19 protein-coding genes are annotated in these 19,090 nt (G+C 36.3%); 9 read left to right on the top strand and 10 right to left on the bottom strand.

Going from position 1 to position 19,090, the window contains the following annotated elements:
* Nucleotides 1–247 precede the first annotated feature (247 nt).
* On the bottom strand, nt 248–844 hold the full coding sequence (locus tag TX86_RS19795; RefSeq protein WP_042351544.1) for an undecaprenyl-diphosphatase: 597 nt from the start codon (nt 842–844) through the stop codon (nt 248–250).
* Nucleotides 845–1,029: 185 nt separating this feature from the next.
* Nucleotides 1,030–1,473, bottom strand: coding sequence for a hypothetical protein (locus tag TX86_RS19790; protein WP_042351543.1), 444 nt, complete (start codon nt 1,471–1,473; stop codon nt 1,030–1,032).
* Nucleotides 1,474–1,844: 371 nt separating this feature from the next.
* Here TX86_RS19790 and TX86_RS19785 point away from each other — a divergent pair, with 371 nt between their 5' ends.
* From TX86_RS19785 to TX86_RS19765, 5 genes are all read left to right on the top strand, one after another.
* On the top strand, nt 1,845–2,309 hold the full coding sequence (locus TX86_RS19785) for a MarR family winged helix-turn-helix transcriptional regulator (protein WP_042351541.1): 465 nt from the start codon (nt 1,845–1,847) through the stop codon (nt 2,307–2,309).
* A gap of 262 nt (nt 2,310–2,571) precedes the next feature.
* Entirely contained in the window at nt 2,572–3,096 is a 525-nt protein-coding gene (locus tag TX86_RS19780; protein ID WP_042351540.1) for a DoxX family membrane protein, read from the top strand.
* Nucleotides 3,097–3,336: 240 nt separating this feature from the next.
* A complete protein-coding gene (locus tag TX86_RS19775) occupies nt 3,337–3,642 on the top strand; it encodes a PH domain-containing protein (protein WP_042351537.1) in 306 nt (101 codons plus the stop codon).
* Nucleotides 3,643–3,674: 32 nt separating this feature from the next.
* A complete protein-coding gene (locus TX86_RS19770) occupies nt 3,675–4,622 on the top strand; it encodes a LacI family DNA-binding transcriptional regulator (RefSeq protein ID WP_042351535.1) in 948 nt (315 codons plus the stop codon).
* A 33-nt stretch (nt 4,623–4,655) separates the two neighbouring features.
* Complete coding sequence (locus tag TX86_RS19765; protein ID WP_042351534.1) at nt 4,656–5,279, top strand: HAD family hydrolase; 624 nt, start codon at nt 4,656–4,658, stop codon at nt 5,277–5,279.
* Nucleotides 5,280–5,450: 171 nt separating this feature from the next.
* On the opposite strand, the gene TX86_RS19760 is transcribed toward TX86_RS19765, so the two are convergent.
* On the bottom strand, nt 5,451–5,999 hold the full coding sequence (locus TX86_RS19760) for a YeeE/YedE thiosulfate transporter family protein (protein ID WP_042351533.1): 549 nt from the start codon (nt 5,997–5,999) through the stop codon (nt 5,451–5,453).
* 3 nt (nt 6,000–6,002) lie between these two features.
* Complete coding sequence (locus tag TX86_RS19755; protein WP_230203692.1) at nt 6,003–6,593, bottom strand: YeeE/YedE thiosulfate transporter family protein; 591 nt, start codon at nt 6,591–6,593, stop codon at nt 6,003–6,005.
* Between the two features lie 757 nt (nt 6,594–7,350).
* Here TX86_RS19755 and cdr point away from each other — a divergent pair.
* On the top strand, nt 7,351–9,801 hold the full coding sequence (cdr, locus tag TX86_RS19750; RefSeq protein ID WP_042351529.1) for a CoA-disulfide reductase: 2,451 nt from the start codon (nt 7,351–7,353) through the stop codon (nt 9,799–9,801).
* Nucleotides 9,802–9,849: 48 nt separating this feature from the next.
* Here cdr and TX86_RS19745 read toward each other — a convergent pair whose 3' ends face one another.
* Nucleotides 9,850–10,152 (bottom strand): hypothetical protein, encoded by a 303-nt coding sequence (locus tag TX86_RS19745; RefSeq protein ID WP_042351528.1) that lies wholly within the window; start codon nt 10,150–10,152, stop codon nt 9,850–9,852.
* A gap of 394 nt (nt 10,153–10,546) precedes the next feature.
* Here TX86_RS19745 and TX86_RS19740 point away from each other — a divergent pair, with 394 nt between their 5' ends.
* The gene (locus tag TX86_RS19740) at nt 10,547–11,056 is read left to right on the top strand and encodes a VanZ family protein (RefSeq protein WP_042351526.1); all 510 of its coding nucleotides are present in this window, start codon (nt 10,547–10,549) and stop codon (nt 11,054–11,056) included.
* 135 nt (nt 11,057–11,191) lie between these two features.
* On the opposite strand, the gene TX86_RS19735 is transcribed toward TX86_RS19740, so the two are convergent.
* Nucleotides 11,192–13,237 (bottom strand): molybdopterin-containing oxidoreductase family protein, encoded by a 2,046-nt coding sequence (locus TX86_RS19735; RefSeq protein ID WP_042351524.1) that lies wholly within the window; start codon nt 13,235–13,237, stop codon nt 11,192–11,194.
* Between the two features lie 235 nt (nt 13,238–13,472).
* Here TX86_RS19735 and TX86_RS19730 point away from each other — a divergent pair, with 235 nt between their 5' ends.
* Nucleotides 13,473–14,012 (top strand): DapH/DapD/GlmU-related protein, encoded by a 540-nt coding sequence (locus TX86_RS19730; protein WP_052343776.1) that lies wholly within the window; start codon nt 13,473–13,475, stop codon nt 14,010–14,012.
* A 185-nt stretch (nt 14,013–14,197) separates the two neighbouring features.
* Here TX86_RS19730 and TX86_RS19725 read toward each other — a convergent pair whose 3' ends face one another.
* Nucleotides 14,198–14,764, bottom strand: coding sequence for a DUF4256 domain-containing protein (locus TX86_RS19725; protein ID WP_042351521.1), 567 nt, complete (start codon nt 14,762–14,764; stop codon nt 14,198–14,200).
* A gap of 51 nt (nt 14,765–14,815) precedes the next feature.
* The gene (locus tag TX86_RS19720) at nt 14,816–15,523 is read right to left on the bottom strand and encodes a DNA alkylation repair protein (protein WP_042351519.1); all 708 of its coding nucleotides are present in this window, start codon (nt 15,521–15,523) and stop codon (nt 14,816–14,818) included.
* Between the two features lie 273 nt (nt 15,524–15,796).
* Between TX86_RS19720 and TX86_RS19715 the strand changes: the two genes are divergently transcribed.
* Complete coding sequence (locus tag TX86_RS19715; protein WP_042351518.1) at nt 15,797–16,222, top strand: hypothetical protein; 426 nt, start codon at nt 15,797–15,799, stop codon at nt 16,220–16,222.
* 185 nt (nt 16,223–16,407) lie between these two features.
* Here the strand turns inward: TX86_RS19715 and TX86_RS19710 are convergent, their stop codons facing one another.
* A complete protein-coding gene (locus TX86_RS19710; RefSeq protein WP_230203691.1) occupies nt 16,408–17,049 on the bottom strand; it encodes a YoaK family protein in 642 nt (213 codons plus the stop codon).
* 403 nt (nt 17,050–17,452) lie between these two features.
* A partial coding sequence (locus TX86_RS27495; RefSeq protein ID WP_439096861.1) for a hypothetical protein occupies nt 17,453–19,090 on the bottom strand: 1,638 nt, incomplete at its 5' end.

Raw genomic sequence — 19,090 nt, 5'->3', positions numbered from 1 at the left:
CTTGAAATCTGTTTAGTTTACTTTACCATAATTCGACAATCATTCCTTAGGATAGAAGTCATTTCTTTTGTTAGAGGTGAATGAGAAATAAGGAATAGAGGATGTCTGATAAATCAGATGTATTATATTGAGTTGAAGAAATCATGACAAAAGAGCATAGTGTAAAACAAACTAATTCGCTAGAAAATAAAAACTCAAACTAATCTATACATATAGAATCAGTTTGAGTTTTTTAATATCGTACTCATTAAAAGTTGTTAGATTGATCTTTTCTCGGAACTATTTTTTGTTCGCAGTTCTCATAAAATCCTAGCAATTTCTTAATAGCAACACTTCTCGGTACGATTTGGTAACAGATGAATGCTGAAATAATAGCAATGATTGCTCCAGCTGTCACATCAAATGGATAGTGAACCCCCACCCACATACGAGAAATAGCTACAAGGAACGCTAGAATCAACCATATGTATTTAAATCTCTTATTGAATAAGAAGAAGGTGAAACAGAACGCAAAAAAGAGAATAGTGTGATCACTTGGAAATGAATTTCCTACCGTTTTTTCAATCAATTTGTTTACATTTTCTAACTCAGCAAACGGCTGTTGATTGGAATGGATTTTACCTGCTAGTTTTCCAAGAACTTCTGCAAGAATAAATGATATTCCAGCACTTATAATCATGATTCTATTTCGATTTGTTCGTGTGAACCAAAATAAGATTACAGCTATCAACAAGACATAAACCATATATTCAGCAAGAAATACAAAGACTGGATTTAAGAAACTATATTCTATCCCTAGATCATTTACTGCTCTAAATAACCGGACATTTAACTCTGAATTCATTAAAAATACCTCCTATCCTTTAAGAAGTATAATTTTAAAACTCAAAATCTCTTATCGAAAATACTTACATCAACATTACACTTCTGTAAGATTGATAATCACTATAACTCAAAAACAATACCCCTTAACAAAAAGGGGTATTGCATGACCTTGCGATTAGTGGAAGTCTAAGGTTGCTTTAAACTTTAAAAATCGTCACAGTCATCAGAAGCTATTGCTAAACCACTAAATGAGATTGGTCCTACAACCGCTGCTTCTGTGTCAGGTGTAATATTTTCAGCCGTTACTTGATAATGATGTTGTCCACGTCCTACATTCTTATCAATGGCTTGGAATGTCACAATATAATTAACTTCTGACGTAGGATCTGATTCTATTCCTTGTTGAGCTCTAAAGATTTCTTGACCATCGCGAAAGATTTTAAATAAAATTTGTGATGTTTCAACTAATCCCCGAAGACCTAATGTTGCAATTAATTGTACGTGATTATGGTGTGAATTTCTTCGAGGTATACATATACTGATAGCTGCTAGTACACTATGTTGTGGAGAATGAGCAATAGGTATTGGGTTATTATTGTTAACCATACTAATTGGTTCTGTTGCTTGATAATCTATAATTTTAAACATAATATCACCTCCTTGATTTCTATGCTATAAAGTATGTGAATAAGAGAAAGATAGATTGGACAAGGAGGTAATAATATAGAGTTTTATTGCCTTAATAGATATAAAACTTTCTTTTCCTCCTGGTGCTCATTCTTACGTTGTTTGTATTTACTTAACCAAATGTTATTCACTAGCAATGAAAAGTAGTTAGTTTTTTGACTTTTTATAATTACCATAAATTTATATAGTTTCTGAACTAGTTCACGTTTTCTACATATTTGGATATTTTTTTCACAAAAAATAAAAGTCAACTTGATTGACTACATTGCGAATAGTACAATGGTACTGTAATAAGGTCAACTTAGTTTACTATTTTTGGAGGTTTATGACCAATGAATCATCAAAGTGAAAAGAGTCTTGCTCTACTATTGGCACTATCTTTACATTCGTCTATAGATGAACTTCATAAAAGTTTAAGTGAAAAGGGATTTGATGATATTAGGCCTATACATGGTTATCTTTTTTCATCGCTTATTCCTAATGGAGCAACAGGTATAGAGCTAGCTAATCATTTAGGAATCACTAAGCAAGCTGTAAGTAAAATGATAGATTATCTTGAGAAATGTGGATATGTCATGCGTGAGCCTCACCCTACAGACAAAAGGGGAAAAATGATTATTTTGGCCGAACGAGGTTGGTTAGTAGTAAACGAAAAAAATCTGATTTTATCTGATATTGAAGGACGTTTGATTGAAAAGATAGGAAAAGACAGAATGAGATTGCTTAAAGAAGATTTATCAACAATAGTTACTGATAAAGATGAAAAGAGTATGCCTAAAGCAAGGCCTATCTGGTAAAGAATTGAACACCTAAAGATCTTTTTAGGTGTATGTAAACCTGTAAATCTTTGTGAATGTTTGAACTTGAATGTATGTAAATGAAGGTGATTGTTTGTATTATGATAATCGGGTGAAAATAAGTAAGTTAAAGCTTAGAAATAAAAGAGGCTAAAAGTCTTCACCGAGATAGTAGGTATAGTTTGGTATTAATATCATCTAATATGATATATCCAATATTAGATATATAAATATATGCATTAATACATAGGAGGAATTATTTATGATGAATTGGCTTAGGAGTAATATGTATGCGTCTGGCATTCTTGTATTACTGAGATTATATCTTGGATTCCAATGGTTCAAGAGTGGATTTGGAAAAATAACTGATGGTTTTGATGCATCTGGTTTTATGGGGTTTATCGCACAGAATCCAGTAAAGGGAGCAGATGGTAGTGTAGCGTATCCACTATATAATGCGTTTATTGAAAATGTCGCTCTTCCGAATGCAGAAATTTTTAACGTGTTAGTTCCTTGGGGAGAATTATTAATTGGTTTAGGACTTATTCTTGGAACATTAACTACAGCAGCAGCATTCTTTGGATTACTGATGAATTTTACATTTGTTTTAGGCGGAACTGTATCGACTAATCCAACTTTCATTTTACTTGGATTCATTATTCTTGTTGCAGGTGCGAATGCAGGACGCTTTGGTGGAGACTACTGGGTAATTCCTTGGATTCGTAAAAATCTATTTAAGAAAAAAGATTTACAATTTACATCTGAAACACATAAATTATCTGCTTAATTTTACTGATTACTTTCTTTTTGATAACTGTAAAGATTGAAGATCGAGACTGTCATTTTGACAGTCTTTTTTTGTAGCAATCGGGGTAAGTTGATGAATATAGATCTTTACTACATAGCCAAGCTTTTTCTGCTTCTTATCTAGATGCCTAAAAAAAGTTTATTTTCTCTCTTGACCTGAAATGGATTTCATAAATTAGAGTAAAAGTAAGCTAATTTTCAACTCAAGGAGGAATAGAAAATGAACAGAAAAATCGCCCTTCAACCAGATGAAAATATACTATCTACCCTTTCAGGGCTAATGGAAAGCTTCGATGGAACACACAATGTTTACTTTGGAGATTTGGTGTTAACAAATAAGAGATTGTACGTAGTTGGCAAGAAACCACTACCTGTGGAAGAGTCTTTATGGTTTGAAGAAGAAACGAGAGATGTTGGACCATCAACACTCATTGTAGGAGAACAGAGTGTTACGGTAAAATGGACATACAATGGAAACCTCAAAAGCTTGATGAAAGTATTTCAGCGATTGGCTGCGAGTACATAGGTTTCCGAGACTTCATATATAGGAGCCATTGTATGACAAATATTAACGATATTGCTAGATTAGCCGGTGTATCCGTCTCTACAGTTTCGAGAGTCCTGAATAATTATAAGTATGTGGCGGAGGAGAAACGAGAGGCTGTCTTAAAAATCATTGAAGAAATGAATTATACGCCAAATAAAAATGCGATTGATTTAATTCGAGGAGAAACGAGAACTATCGGTGTCATTCTCCCTTATAACAACAATCAAGCGTTTGATCAGCTATTAAATGGTATTTTGAATAAAGCTGTAGAACATGATTTTTCGATAACGGTACTTCCTTCAAAATATAATAAAGAAAAAGAGCTAGAGCATTTGCAAAGGTTAAAGAGCAAGCCGTTTGACGGCATCATTATTACGTCCAAAGCGAATGATTGGGAGACAATCATTCCATATAGTAAATATGCTTCCATCGTGGCTTGTGAATATACGCATCATTCTGAAATTGGTTGCTCCTATATTGATCGGTATGCTTCGTATATAGATGCCTTTCAATTATTAAAAAACAAAGGGCATAGCAAGGTAGCATTCACAACTGTTCGACGAGAGAGTCTTAGTACAGACCAAATGATTACGGCTTATAACGAGATTTTTGGAGAGCTTCCACCTGACTATCACATTTCAGGTTGCCAATGCTTAGAAGATGGCTATGAAGCAGCTAAGCAATTCTTACAACTACCTGAAAGGCCAACAGCCATTTATGCGAATGGGGATGAGGTAGCTGGTGGGATGTATTTATACGCTAAGTCACAACAACTGAAGATTCCAACCGATTTAGCGATTATTGGTCAAGAAAATCAACCAATTGGGATTGGTTTGGGACTATCTACCGTTGACCACCAGCTAACAAAAGTCGGTGAACAAGCGTGTAGCTTAGTGATAGAGAAATCGAGAGACAAAGTGAAAATACCTTATCGCATTGTGGAGAGAGATTCTGTTTGATTAACACAGCTAGATGACTAGGAGGAATGGATTATGTTTACAACGATTATATTTGACGTAGATGGAACGATTATTGATACAGAGGAAGCCATTTTAAAATCTCTACAACGTACGCTTAAAGAAGAATTGAACATGGAATACGCCAAGGAAGAATTAACATTTGCATTAGGTATTCCAGGTAAAGAAACATTAAAAAGACTAAATGTAGTAGAGATAGACCGAATATTATCAATCTGGTCACAAGCGATGCTTGCATTTGTGGACGATGTAAAGGTGTTTGAACAAATGGAAGAGGTCATTAAACAACTGGTAAGTAAGCAAACAAAGCTAGGAATCGTGACGTCTAAGACAAATCAAGAGATGACCGATGAATTTGAACAGTATGGCTTACATGACCATTTCGCTGAAATTATTACGGCTTCTCATACTGAGAAACATAAACCGCATCCAGAACCTCTTCTTGCTTGTATGGAAAAGCTAGATGTTCAAAGAGACCATGTGATTTATATAGGTGATTCTATTTACGATTTACAATGTGCTAAAGGCGCTGGCGTTAAGTTCGCACTAGCTTTATGGGGAAGCAAAACAGAAACAGGATTTGAAGAAGCTGACTATGTATTAAGGGAACCTAAAGATATTTTAAAGCTAATTCAATGAGAGATATGAAGTCTCATTCAATAAGTTTGGGCAAGAGATTAAACTAAAGACTGCTGATAAGCAGTCTTTAGTTTATGTAACAAATGGTAAGCGTTTTAGATAAACAAGTTTGATTATGTTAAAAAGAAAACCAGTAGTTAAAATAACTACTGGTTACAGTACAAATATATATTATACTTTTTCAGGTAAAATCCAAGCGATACCTATAAATAACATTCCTAAAATAACTCCACCTGAAGTAGATAAAGTAAATAGTGGTTCTGTATCTGAAACAATAGTAAATAAAGTACTTTTACCATTAAATAATGGCTCAAACCAACCTAAATTCTTAAAGAATGAGAAAGATAAGGCAAGCGTCAACGCGCCTAATAATCCTCCAACAAGGTACACCCATGCGTCTTTTCTTCCACTACCTGCCGCACTTATAGAAGTTCCCGGACAGAATCCTGCTAAACCAAAGCTTAAGCCGAAAATCAATCCTCCTACAATGACACCGATATGAGCCGTCTTGATATCAAGATGAGCTTCAGGAATGATTCCCAACTTCGTAGAAAGGAATAATAATACGGAGCTAAGACCAATACCAAACAAGATTGTTTTCATTAATTGTAGATTTTTTAAGCTAAGCATTCCCAAAATGTTTTTTGGATTGGCTGCACCTATAAAATGAAGTGTAAATCCGAATAAACCACCAATTAATAATCCTAGAATAAGATCCATTCCTTATTTACCTCCTTCTACTTGGCGATACAATATTACCGCAAGGGGTATTGCTGAAGCGAAAACAGCTAATGCAAATAAGTATCCACTTAACGCTGTTTGCATCATTCCACTCATCATATGTCCACTTGTACATCCGCCTGCTAACCTTGCACCGAATAAACCAATAAATCCTGCAACAAAACTAATTAAAAATCGTACTTTCATTTGATGTTTGCTACTTATATTCGATAATTGCTTTGGTAATACGATTTCTTCGTTATCTTCTTTTGGTGTTTTGCGAATTCGGCTTGAAATAAATCCACCTAAAAACATTGCACCTGCAAAAATCATACTATATGTTAATGGCTTTTTAATATCGCCTGCCATCTTACCATCTTTACGATCATAGTATTCAACTTCACTAGCATACCCACTAGCGTTTTGATTACTTTCTACAATAACACTCTGGTCTACTGCGCTATGCAAAATACCAGCCGTTGTACTGAATTGCGTTGATATGCCTAATGGCTTAACTAAAAGTACAGCTACGAAAGCTACGAAACCTAATAAGATTCCATTCTTTAACCACTGATAAGATTGTTTCTTCATCATATCCCCCATTATAATTATTCGTCCTCATTTTTAATGTACAAAAATAATGTGATTGATTACCTTTTTCTTGAAGACTAGCTTATTTTATACCCCGTTAGGTATGTAAACAATTATATATTAATACCATTAAATGAAATATAATCCAGTTCTATTGCTTTTCTACATATATAATACCCAGGATTTATATTTATAAAAAAAACTATCTAAAATAGGAGAGATCATTCCTGTTTGGACAGTTTTCTTTTTGTATTAAATGTTGGGAGCTTTGAGGTAGTGTGTACGAAGAGTTTAGCGAACTATCAAAATCGGAGCAGAAAGAGTCTCTAAGAAGGAGAAGCTGTTGTAAGAAAGTACATTATTATAAGAATTACCACAATGGCTATCACTACTTTTTTTATGGCTAATACCTCCTTGAAAAGAGTAATAAATTTTTTATTTTCATTACTGATACTCGTTTTACCTAATATTGGTATACGTTACTATCTGTTCCTAGCAATAAACAATGCGAAAACAGCTTAATGAAAAGATTTTCTCTTAATAAGAAAAAGAATATACGGGCATTTCTATAAGTAAAAGAGCATCAATACGATTTGATTTTCACCATTAACTACTAAGGATAAATAATCGAATTGGAAAAAACTATCATTTGAATATTTAACGTCTGTAAGTTTATAATACCCTTACAGGTATCTAAATGCCCGTATAGGTATTGAAATGTCTGTTATGAATCATAATAAACTGAAAGTAGGGAGTCATTATGAGTAAAAAAATTGTTATTGTTGGTGGCGTTGCGGGGGGCGCAACTGCAGCAGCAAGATTACGTAGATTAGATGAACAAGCCCAAATTGTGTTATTTGAACGTGGTGAACATATTTCATTTGCTAATTGTGGCTTACCTTATTATATAGGCAATGTCATTCAAAGACGTGAAGCATTACTAGTTCAAACGGTTGAAGGCATGTCAAAGAAATTTAATTTAGATATTCGAAATAATAGTGAGGTTGTATCCATTAATCGTGATCGTAAAAGTGTTACAGTTACGAATTCTCAAAGTGGTGAAACATACGAAGAGTCTTATGATGTACTTGTTCTTTCACCTGGAGCAAAACCTATTAAGCCACCTATTCCTGGTATTGAAGAGGCGAAGGATTTATTTACGCTTCGAAATATTCCAGATACTGATAGGATCAAGAAATATGTTGATGATCAAAAGCCTGCTTCGGCTGTTGTTGTTGGCGGTGGTTTTATTGGTGTTGAAATGGCAGAGAATCTTCAAGAACGTGGTGTGGATGTAACATTAATTGAATTAGGTAATCAAATCATGGCACCAGTTGATTTCGAAATGGCCGCAATCCTTCAGCAACACATGGAAGACAAAGGTATGAAATTGATTCTTGAAGATGGTGTAAATCGTTTTGAGAATGATGGTAAAACTGTCGTACTAGGTAGTGGCAAAACGATTAATACAGATATGATTATTTTAGCCATTGGAGTTCAACCAGAAAATAGTTTAGCTAAAGATGCCGACTTAGAATTAGGTATTCGTGGCACAATTAAAGTAAATGATCGATTAATGACTTCTGATGAGTCAATCTATGCGATTGGTGATGCTATCGAAGTAACTGACTATATTAATGGTCAACCAACAATGATTCCACTTGCATGGCCTGCTAATCGTCAAGGTCGTTTAGTGGCAGATCATATTAATGGATTTGATGTTCGTTATCAAGGAACACTTGGAACATCAATTGCAAAAGTGTTTAATCTAACGGTCGCTGCGACAGGTAATAATGAAAAAACGCTTAAACGTGTAGGAATACCTTGTGAGGTAATTCACATTCATCCAAATTCACATGCGGGCTATTACCCAGGAGCAACACCTGTATCTTTAAAATTAATTTTTGATAAGAAAACAGGCAAGATTTTTGGTGCTCAAGCTGTTGGTAGAGATGGTGTAGATAAACGAATTGATGTCATTGCAACGGCTATAAAAGGTAACTTAACAGTAATGGATTTACCAGATTTAGAATTATCATATGCACCGCCATATTCTTCAGCGAAAGATCCTGTAAATATGGCTGGATATGTAGCTTCTAATATTGTGGAAGGGGCAGTCGAAACCGTACAATGGCATGAAGTGAACGATATTGTGAATGCTGGAGGCTTACTAGTAGATGTCCGTGAGCCAATCGAAAGAGAAATGGGATATATTCCTGGATCTATTAACATTTCACTTGGTGAAATAAGAGATCGTATACATGAATTCCCGAAAGATCAAAAGGTCTATATTTCTTGTCAAGTAGGATTAAGAGGGTATTTAGCTGTTCAAATACTCAAGCAAAATGGCATTCATGCTATTAATGTTGATGGCGGTTATAAAACATATTCTAATGTCTTTAATAGCCAACCAATCGTTCAGAGTCCTACATCAGATATAAAAGAGACGAATGAAGTTATTAAAAAAAAAGCCCTGAAGACAACCATCACAGTTGATGCTTGTGGTCTGCAATGCCCAGGACCTATTATGAAAGTGGCTGAGAGTATGAAATCTTTAGAAGATGGAGAAGTACTAGAAATTAAAGCGACTGATCCAGGCTTTGCGAAAGATATTGATACATGGTGCTTGAGAACAGGTAATACTTTATTAGATTCAACATTTGAATCAAATGCTGCAGTGGTTAAAATTCAAAAGGGTACAGAAGAAAATGCGCTAACAACATCTGAAGCTTCAAATGTAAAAGATGGTGCGACGATTGTTGTGTTCAGTGGTGAACTTGATAAAGCTATGGCTTCTTTTATCATTGCTTGTGGAGCAGCAGCAATGGGTAAGAAAGTAACGATGTTCTTCACGTTCTGGGGCTTAAATATTCTTCGAAAAGCAGATGCACCTGCTATTAAAAAAGATGGTATGGAAAAAATGTTCGGAATGATGATGCCAAAAGGTGCAAGTGCGCTTCCTTTATCCAATATGAATATGATGGGCATGGGAACAAAAATGATGAAATCAGTAATGAACAATAAAAATGTGGATGATATTGAAACATTATTAGAAAACGCGAAGAAATCTGGCGTTAATCTTGTTGCTTGTGCAATGAGTATGGATGTTATGGGAATTAAAGAAGAAGAACTTATTGATGGTGTTGAAGTAGCAGGCGTAGCAACTTATTTGGGTAAAACAGACGACTCGAATTTGAATCTATTTATTTAAATTAATAAACAAAACAGAACTGACAATATCAGTTCTGTTTTGTTTTAGTTAATTATTTCTGTTCTTGAAAATATATAAAGCAAAAGTGATAATACTAGAAATGAAGAACGAAGAAACCCCTATCATTAAAGACATTTGAGTAAATATGTAGTTGAATCTCACAGGCGTGTGTGAAGATAATTCAAAAACAAAATTCACTAAAGTACATAAAGCGATGCCTAAAAGAAACGTTAAAGCAGGTGCCATCCAGCCTTTCTTGATTTTACTAGATAGATAGGTTGATACGATAATACTTATAATAGGTATATACAAAATATATAAATCCATCCCGATATTTGCTAGCCAATTCATAGAAGACACTCTCCGTTATTGTTTATTTAAAAGTGTAATATTACACTTAATTATAACATATACACTATTTTGGAACATAGAGATACTTTTGAATAACTACACGTCGAATGAACGGGTGCAAGGGCTGATCAAAATTTTCGCATATCAAGATGGAATAAGAGTTAAATTAAGAAATTAATAATAAGAAAAAGCTTTTTGAATAAAAAGGGGTTAATGCGAAAAGGGGCTGTGATTCAAAGTTCCTTTTTATTATGCAGCTAAAAGAAAAAGATAGAACAACAAGGCATCTCTTTCTATTATTAAAATCTTAATATTTACTTAAGATTTATAATGCGAGATTCTTAAGATTTTTCTGTGAAAATAATAGTAGTGAGATTAGAAAGAAGGCATTTATATGAAAAAAAGCTTAGGAATTATATATTGGCTTATTTTACTGTTTTATATTTTTTTACTGGTTGATACCGTATTTTTTTCCAGAGATAGTCTAAGAAGTATTAATATGATTCCTTTTCATTCTATTAAGGAATATATTATGGTGGATAATGGATTTGGTGAGTATAGATTAGTTGATATGAATATTTGGGGAAATGTATTAATGTTCATTCCAATCGGGATTTACATCCTGGTTCACAGTAAAAATCTCTCTTTAACGAAATGTATATTATTGATTATTGGTTCAAGTATTTTTATAGAGGTTATGCAATTTATTTTTGCTAGAGGTGCAACAGATATAGATGATGTCATACTGAATACATTAGGTGGCGTATTTGGTATAGGGATATACAAGATATTTGCTAAGATTCTTAAAACGGATGAAAAAATAAAAATGGCAATCTCTACATTATCAATGATTGTTGGAATTCCCATACTGTTATTAGTCATCATCCTAGTGATTGTTAACTAATCTTAATCCTATTTTGAAAGATTTGTTTATTAAAAATGAAATAATAAAAACAGGTGTAGAAAAACAATTTGTTTTCCTACACCTGTTTTTATTTTCGGAACTTATGAGACAGCCCCATTTTGACTTGTATTAGTATTAGGCACTAGTTATTTTTTCGATGGAAACTCTCCCTGAGAAGAAAGTGGCTCCACCGCCCATATCTGCGATACGATCGGGAGTAAGGGAGTTAACCAGTTGCTTTGTGTCTTTGTCTGCTCCCCAAAGACCTTGGGTAACAGCGACTCCTGGAAGAACACTGTCGCCAACATTCGCTTTAAGTATGCATTCTCCTTGGTCATTCCAAACTCGAACATGCTCTCCATTTTTTAGTCCTAATTGATCGGCATCATTGTCGTTTAAAAACACTTCAGGTTCTTTTTCAAGTCTAGTATGCTTCGCCTGATTCGCAAATGTTGAATTTAAAAAGTTATGATTAGGCGCTGCTATAAATTGAAAAGAATGATCAGAGTCATTTTTCAAAGGTATATAGGTTGGTAATGGAGGATGTCCATCTCTTTTCATTTTTTCTGAATATAATTCGATTTTTCCACTTGGGGTTGAGAGGGTGGCAGGAAATTGTACCTTCGCCTTAACATAATGATGTTCCCTCAAAGTTTCGTAATCTATTTCTTTAATATAAGGATTCCTAGGATAATCAAGCGATTGATTAATTAATTCTGCTTCTGTATCATCAAAGGCTGTTTCGGTGAATCCCATTCCTTTCGCTAGTAGTCGAAACACCTCAACGTTTGACTTTGCTTCCTCGAATGGCTCGATTACAGGCTGTTGAAGCTGAATATAGTGATGCCAATATGACGCGTAAAAATCCGTATTTTCAAAGGAAGATGTCGCTGGTAGTACAATGTCTGCATAAAGTGCTGTTTCCGTTAAAAATAAATCATGGACAACTGTAAATAAGTCTTGCTTTTTCAATCCTTCTCGAACTTTATTGCCAGCTGGCGCAACAACGGCTGGATTAGTTCCATATACATAGAGCGATTTAACAGGTGGCTCTAACGTAAGCAAGGCTTCTCCAAGCAAGTTCATATTAATTACTCGTGTTTTTTTGTTTTTTAACAAATCAGGTCGCTGTAAATTACGAGAATTGTAAGACAGGTAGGAGGAGTTTCCTTTAATCGCTCCGCCTCCTTTTACTAGCCACTGTCCGGTTAAAGCTGGAAGGCAAGAAACCGTTCTAACGAACATACCGCCATTGTCGTGGTGCTGTGGACCATTCCCAATTCGAATAAACGATGGGGATGTTTTTCCATACATTCTAGCAAGTTGAACAATATCCTCCGCCGGTATCCCAGTAATTTTTGAAACAGTAGTAGGGTCATACTGTGCAACATGTTCACGCAGCTCTTCATGCCCGATTGTAAATTGCTCTAGAAATGAGGAATCAATCATGTTCTCGGCAAATAAAACATGCATAATCCCTAAAGCTAGAGCCGTATCAGTCCCTGGTAAAATAGGAATAAACCAATCTGCTAATTTAGCTGTTTTATTTTTATGGACATCAATAACAATGATTTTAGCTCCATGTTGTTTCCGAGCTTGTTGGGCAATAGTGACTTGATGCATGTTGGTACTAACCGCATTAATGCCCCAAAATATAAATAGCTTCGCGTGGATGGTATCCTCAGGGTCGGTGCCATAACTGCCACCCATTGTATAGTTATAACCAATGGAGCCAGCTGAGTTACAGATAGCTCTATCAAGCCGTGAAGCTCCTAATCGATTGAAGAAGCGACGGTCCATGCCTTCAGCAGTAAGGTTTCCCATATTTCCATAGAAGCTGTAGGGTAGAATACTTTCGGCACCATCGTTTTGTAACAACGACTTCCAACGGGTAGTAATCGTTTCAATAGCTTCTTCCCAGCTTATTCGGGCAAATTTTCCTTCTCCTTTCGCACCGATGCGCTTCATGGGATATTTTAATCGTTTCTCATCATAGATTCGTTCAGTCATATTTCGTACTTTGTTGCAGATAAAACCTTTCGTAACTGGATGATTTGGATCACCCTCGACCTTAACAATTTTTCCATTCTTTTTATGTAGGAGTAACCCGCATTGATCCGGACAGTCTAGTGAACAAACTGAAGGGAAAATACCATTTGGGCTATCAACAAAAGAGGACATAGTCGGTCTCTCCTTTCCATTTTTACTTGGAACTATTTTGTTAGATTGTAACTTAATTCTAATATCATAAGTATAGATTCAATCATTTCGCAAGTGTTACTAATATGAACTGTATCCCAAAAGAATGGAGATATGTCGCTTTTTTTTGTTGTACAAACGGTGCTAGTTCTAGTAGAATCTTTGGGAATATGAATTATATGTTATCTTCTTAACATCTTAAGAAAGGGGTATGAATATGGAGGAAAACAAAAAAATTTATTATGAACGAGGTACGGAAGAACTCAAGCTACAAAATATGATTGCGCATAAGCTCGTTCAGGAGTATAACTATTCTTCTCCTGACGAAATCGATAAAAAAATAGAAATCATTAATGAACTATTTGGGAAAGTTGGAATAAACCCAAGTATTGAGCATAATTTTCATTGTGACTTAGGTTACAATATTCATGTTGGTGACAATTTCTATGCGGGCTATAATTGTACGATTTTAGATATGGCAGAAGTGAAAATCGGAAACAACTGCATGATTGGTCCAAATGTAGGCTTATATACAGCTGGTCATTCAATCGAGCCAAAGGATAGAAACAAGAGTGGTTACGCAATCCCGATACATATTGGAAATGATGTTTGGATTGGTGGTAGCTCTGTAGTCTTAGCTGGGGTGTCTATTGGTGATAATTCCGTTGTGGCAGCTGGGTCCGTTGTTACGAAAGATGTTCCTGCTAATACAGTAGTAGCTGGGAATCCAGCAAAAGTAATAAAAAGTATATCTTAAGGCCGGTTTAGATAAAGATGAGAACTGATATAAGTCAGTTCTTTTTTTGTTATACAAACAGAGTAAAGTTATAGCTGAAAAAGCTGCCTCAATGACAGCTTTTTCAGCTATTGCATCCGATGTTTAAAGAATGAAAGTAAAGCCTTTCTTCATGTGATAGGCTCTTTTAACTGTCTATCCAAAAACTAAACTCTCAGCGCACCACGAAAACCTCTTGCAGCATAGTAGGAGTCTGCTCCATTATGGTACGTAAAGACCGTATCGTAGCGACGATCACAAAAGATGGCACCGCCGAGATTTCTAATATTGGCAGGTGTTTGCACCCAGCTCGACGTTTTCATATCGAAATTTCCAAGTTGCTGTAGCTCTCGGTATTGTTCTTTTGTTAAAAGTTCAATGCCCATGGCAGTTGCCATATCTATAGCATTGTTTTCGGGCTTGTGTTTTTTTCTTGATTCTAGTGCTTCAAGGTCGTAACAAACACTTCTGCGACCTTTAGGGCTTTCTGCTGAACAATCATAAAAAATGTATTCGTCTGACTCTTCATCATATCCCACAACATCTGGTTCGCCGCCGGTTCCTTCCATTTTGTTAAGCGACCATAGTTTTTTAGTATTAGCTTCGAGCTTAGCTTGTACGTTAGCCCATTCAAGACCTTCATGGCGGTTCATGTTTTTCTCAAAACGAGTATTTAAGGTACTGAGAAGTTCTTCACGTTGTTCTATTGATAACTCTGTATGTGGATTTGTCATATCAATTTCCCCTTATTCATAATGGTATAGTGTCCTAAATACTTCGAATGTTTAACATCTTACATATTTACGTTTGAAACCAATCTTTCCTCTATCTACTTCTTTTTGAATACTTTCATAAGCGTTTACGAAACTACTTTTTTTATTGCCACGTTTGATTTCTACTGGACCTACTTCTTTGGCAGTTTCGAGTGCTTTTTCATGAAGTGGTAAGTATGAAAAACCAACAGTATATAAAAAATTATTCATAGCAGATTTCGTTCGTTCTGGTGAGTCGTGAATCGTATTTTTCACCAATTCAAGCATATTAGCAATCTTGCTTTCCGAAAACTCATCGTCTTTACGATTTCCTAAAAGCCAACAGTAGCAACTCCAGCCTGCTGACATTCTCAGCTCTTCGCCACTTGCAATCCATTTATCAGCAACTTCTTGTGCAATATCTGCTTCAGCTAAAGTTACGGCTACCACATAATCAGACAGCATATAAAAATAGGCAGAATCGATCCAACGATCAAAGTCCGACTCAGTCATTCCTTTTGGATCAGCGATAATTCCTGCAACGTACATGGCGTCGTAGTTCCCTGTAGCATAAAGCTCTTCAGCTAAAGGTTGATTTATTTTAATTTTCTTAGCTATTGGCTTCATTGCACCTGTAGCCACGCCAAAAAGAGGCTCGTGTGCACCATTGGATATGTATATTTTTTTCGTTCGTTCCTTGCCAAGGGCTTCTAGTTCCTGCATAACCATATCGAAATTCATCGTTTACACTTCCTTCTTTATGGATTTTTTCCCCGAAAGTTTTATGTGCCAGGTGTATTTCCGGTCACAACTCTAAATCTTCAATTTTCAAAAAGTAATCAATGTAGTTATATTTTACCTTAAGAACAAGTGTTTCGCTATGTATAAAGCAGATTCATTTTCCAAAGATAAAAAACGCAAGGATATTGATGTTCATTACGCGCAAACAAGGCAAATAGGTCAATATATAAATCGGATATATATGTTAAAATGTGTGGGTGAGGAGGGATTTACTTGGTATACCTTGCAAGAACTCAAAGAGGAATTTTACTATTATTGGCATTTAGTGTGTATTCTATTCTAGTGAAAGGTATTCCTGAGTGGCTAATTTACCTTCAAATGGTACTTGTTATATGCATTATTGGATCATTATTCATCAAATATATATTTGAGATAAAAGAAGGTTATTTGACGTATCAAATCATCTTTTTTGGATGGCCCCTCTATAAAAAAGTAATAGACCCTAATCAAATCAATGGAATTAAGTTTAAACGAGTTGGCTGGGCTTCTAAATGTGCCGTCATACAAGTTAGAAAAGGAATAAACATTCGAATTTTTCATTTCGCACCAGAAAACGTATATATAGACTTGCTTGATTTTGCTTATAAAAATGATATTTCAATAGCTAAATCGAAAGATTATCTGCTTTTAGAAAGATAAATGTCATTCTTAATTAAATTTTTATAAGGCATTAGAGCAACCTTAGATTATTGAAATTACATTGTATACATAAGGCTGTCATTTAGGCAGCTTTTTTTTATGCGACAAACTGTGTTGGATAAAAAAGAAAAAGACCTTCAGCCAATAGACGATGCCTATTAGGAAGAGTCTAAAAGAATGTTGCATCATGTTTTCTCAAGAGGTGCTTTCGTGTTTTCTACGTTTCTGTGATATAGAATCACGGTAATGAGTATAATTCCAGCTGCTATCCAGATGGATGTGTTTCCGAGATAGGTACTAAAGAATGTTCCGATTAAAGCACCACAGATAAAGGAGGTAATGATAGCTGTAAAACCTATAAATTTTCTCCGGGATTCTGGATCATGTCCGACGAATGCAGCATAGGAAGCTTGCGCTGCAGTCCGGAGATTTCCTGTTGTGATGGTAGAATTATAGCTCCATTTATCTAATTTATTGAAGGTAGCAATTTGTAAGGAAGATACAAACGCAATACACATGGTGATAAGCATATTAGGTACACTGTTAGGTAACCATCCGACTATAAATAAAATCGAGAATTCTAATAGTAGGACAGCTCGTCTGTGGCTAGTATGTTTATCCTTTATATATTCTGCTGCTAAGACCCCAGCGATAAAAGCTACAAAAGGCGGTATGTTTTGGATGGCTCCACTATATTCCGTACTGGCAGCCCTCACCGCAAACAATACTGTATTCCCCGTTTGTGCCGTCGCAAACACTCCATCTCTAGTGATATACGTATAAGCATCTAAAAATCCTCCCACTAATGCTAAGATTATGGCCATCATCAGCGAGTTAGGTGATAAGGAGAAGTATTTCCTGAAGTTATGTTCCATATGGTTGAGCTCCTTGTCCAAAATACATCTACTTTCGAATATGAAAAAGATGAGGTATAAGAGTATTCATAGCTTTACCTTACAATTTTCATTTATTCTGTCTAGGAAGTATCTTGGGGGCGGAAAGGTTGAGCTCTTTGAAAATAATATGAATGGCGATATAGAAAATGTAGAAAAAAGAGATAGAATTATAGCCCAATATGCTCTTCTAAAAATCCAAATTAACTATCCCTTGATATATAAAACCTTAGTTATTCTCCTAAAAACAGTCTTTTTCTTTTTAGACTAATAAATTGATGATATAGTCAGACAACCTATATCAATCATTTACAAAATCATATGCTATAGGGTCAAGTTATATATTTTTTTCAACTTGACTATTTATTGAGAAAGAAGGTTTCTGGATGAGTAATTGTATATGTAGATTTTGTAGATGCAAATGTGAAGATCTAGAGAAAAATTGTAAACGATGCAATGCTTTTAAGCCATGGATAATTGATATATGCAACGATGCAACTGCGACAGCTGATGCAGCTTCAAAGTCAGATGCAAATTCAAAGTCAGACGCAGATTCAAAGTCAGATGCAAATTCAACCTCAGACGCAGATGCGACATCAGACGCAAATTCAACATCAGATGCAGATGCCACCTCAGACGCAGATGCGACATCAGATGCAAATTCAACCTCAGATGCAGATTCAACATCAGATGCCGATGCGACATCAGATGCAAATTCAACCTCAGACGCAGATGCGACATCAGACGCAAATTCAACATCAGATGCTGACTCAACCTCAGACGCAGATTCAACATCAGATGCCGATGCGACATCAGATGCAAATTCAACCTCAGACGCAGATGCGACATCAGACGCAAATTCAACATCAGATGCAGATGCGAATGCGACAGGAGATGCCGATTCCACGTCAACATCGGATGCGGATGCGAATGCGACAGGAGATGCTGATTCCACGTCAACATCAGACGCAGATTCAAGATCAGATGCGAATGCGACAGGAGACGCAGATTCCACGTCAACATCAGATGCAGATGCGAATGCGACAGGAGATGCAGATTCCACGTCAACATCAGACGCAGATTCAAGATCAGATGCGAATGCGACAGGAGACGCAGATTCCACGTCCGCATCAGACGCAGATTCAAGATCAGATGCGAATGCGACAGGAGACGCAGATTCCACGTCAACATCAGACGCAGATGCGAATGCGACGGGAGATGCCGATTCAACATCAACATCAGACGCAGATGCGAATGCGACGGGAGATGCAGATTCAACATCAACATCAGATGCGGATGCAAATGCGACGGGAGATGCCGATTCCACGTCCACATCAGATGCAGATGCAACTGCGACAGGAGATGCCGATTCAACATCAACATCAGACGCAGATGCGAATGCGACGGGAGATGCAGATTCCACGTCCACATCAGATGCGGATGCAACTGCGACGGGAGATGCCGATTCCACGTCCACATCAGATGCAGATTCAACATCAACATCAGATGCAGATGCGAATGCGACGGGAGATGCCGATTCAACATCAACATCAGACGCAGATTCAAGATCAGATGCAAATGCGACGGGAGATGCCGATTCAACATCAACATCAGATGCAGATGCGACCGCGACGGGAGATGCAGATTCAACATCAACATCAGATGCAGATGCGACCGCGACGGGAGATGCCGATTCAACATCAACATCAGATGCCGATGCGAATGCGACGGGAGACGCAGATTCCACGTCCACATCAGACGCAGATGCGAATGCGACGGGAGATGCCGATTCAACATCAACATCAGACGCAGATGCGAATGCGACGGGAGATGCCGATTCAACATCAACATCAGATGCCGATGCGAATGCGACGGGAGATGCGGATTCCACGTCAACATCAGATGCAGATGCGAATGCGACGGGAGATGCCGATTCAACATCAACATCAGATGCGGATGCGAATGCGACGGGAGA

Source organism: Bacillus massiliigorillae, from assembly GCF_000380245.2.
GTDB lineage: Bacteria > Bacillota > Bacilli > Bacillales > DSM-1321 > Bacillus_AD > Bacillus_AD massiliigorillae.
The sequence above is the reverse complement of the archived record's forward strand: the minus strand, read 5'-3'. Positions and strand labels throughout refer to the sequence as shown.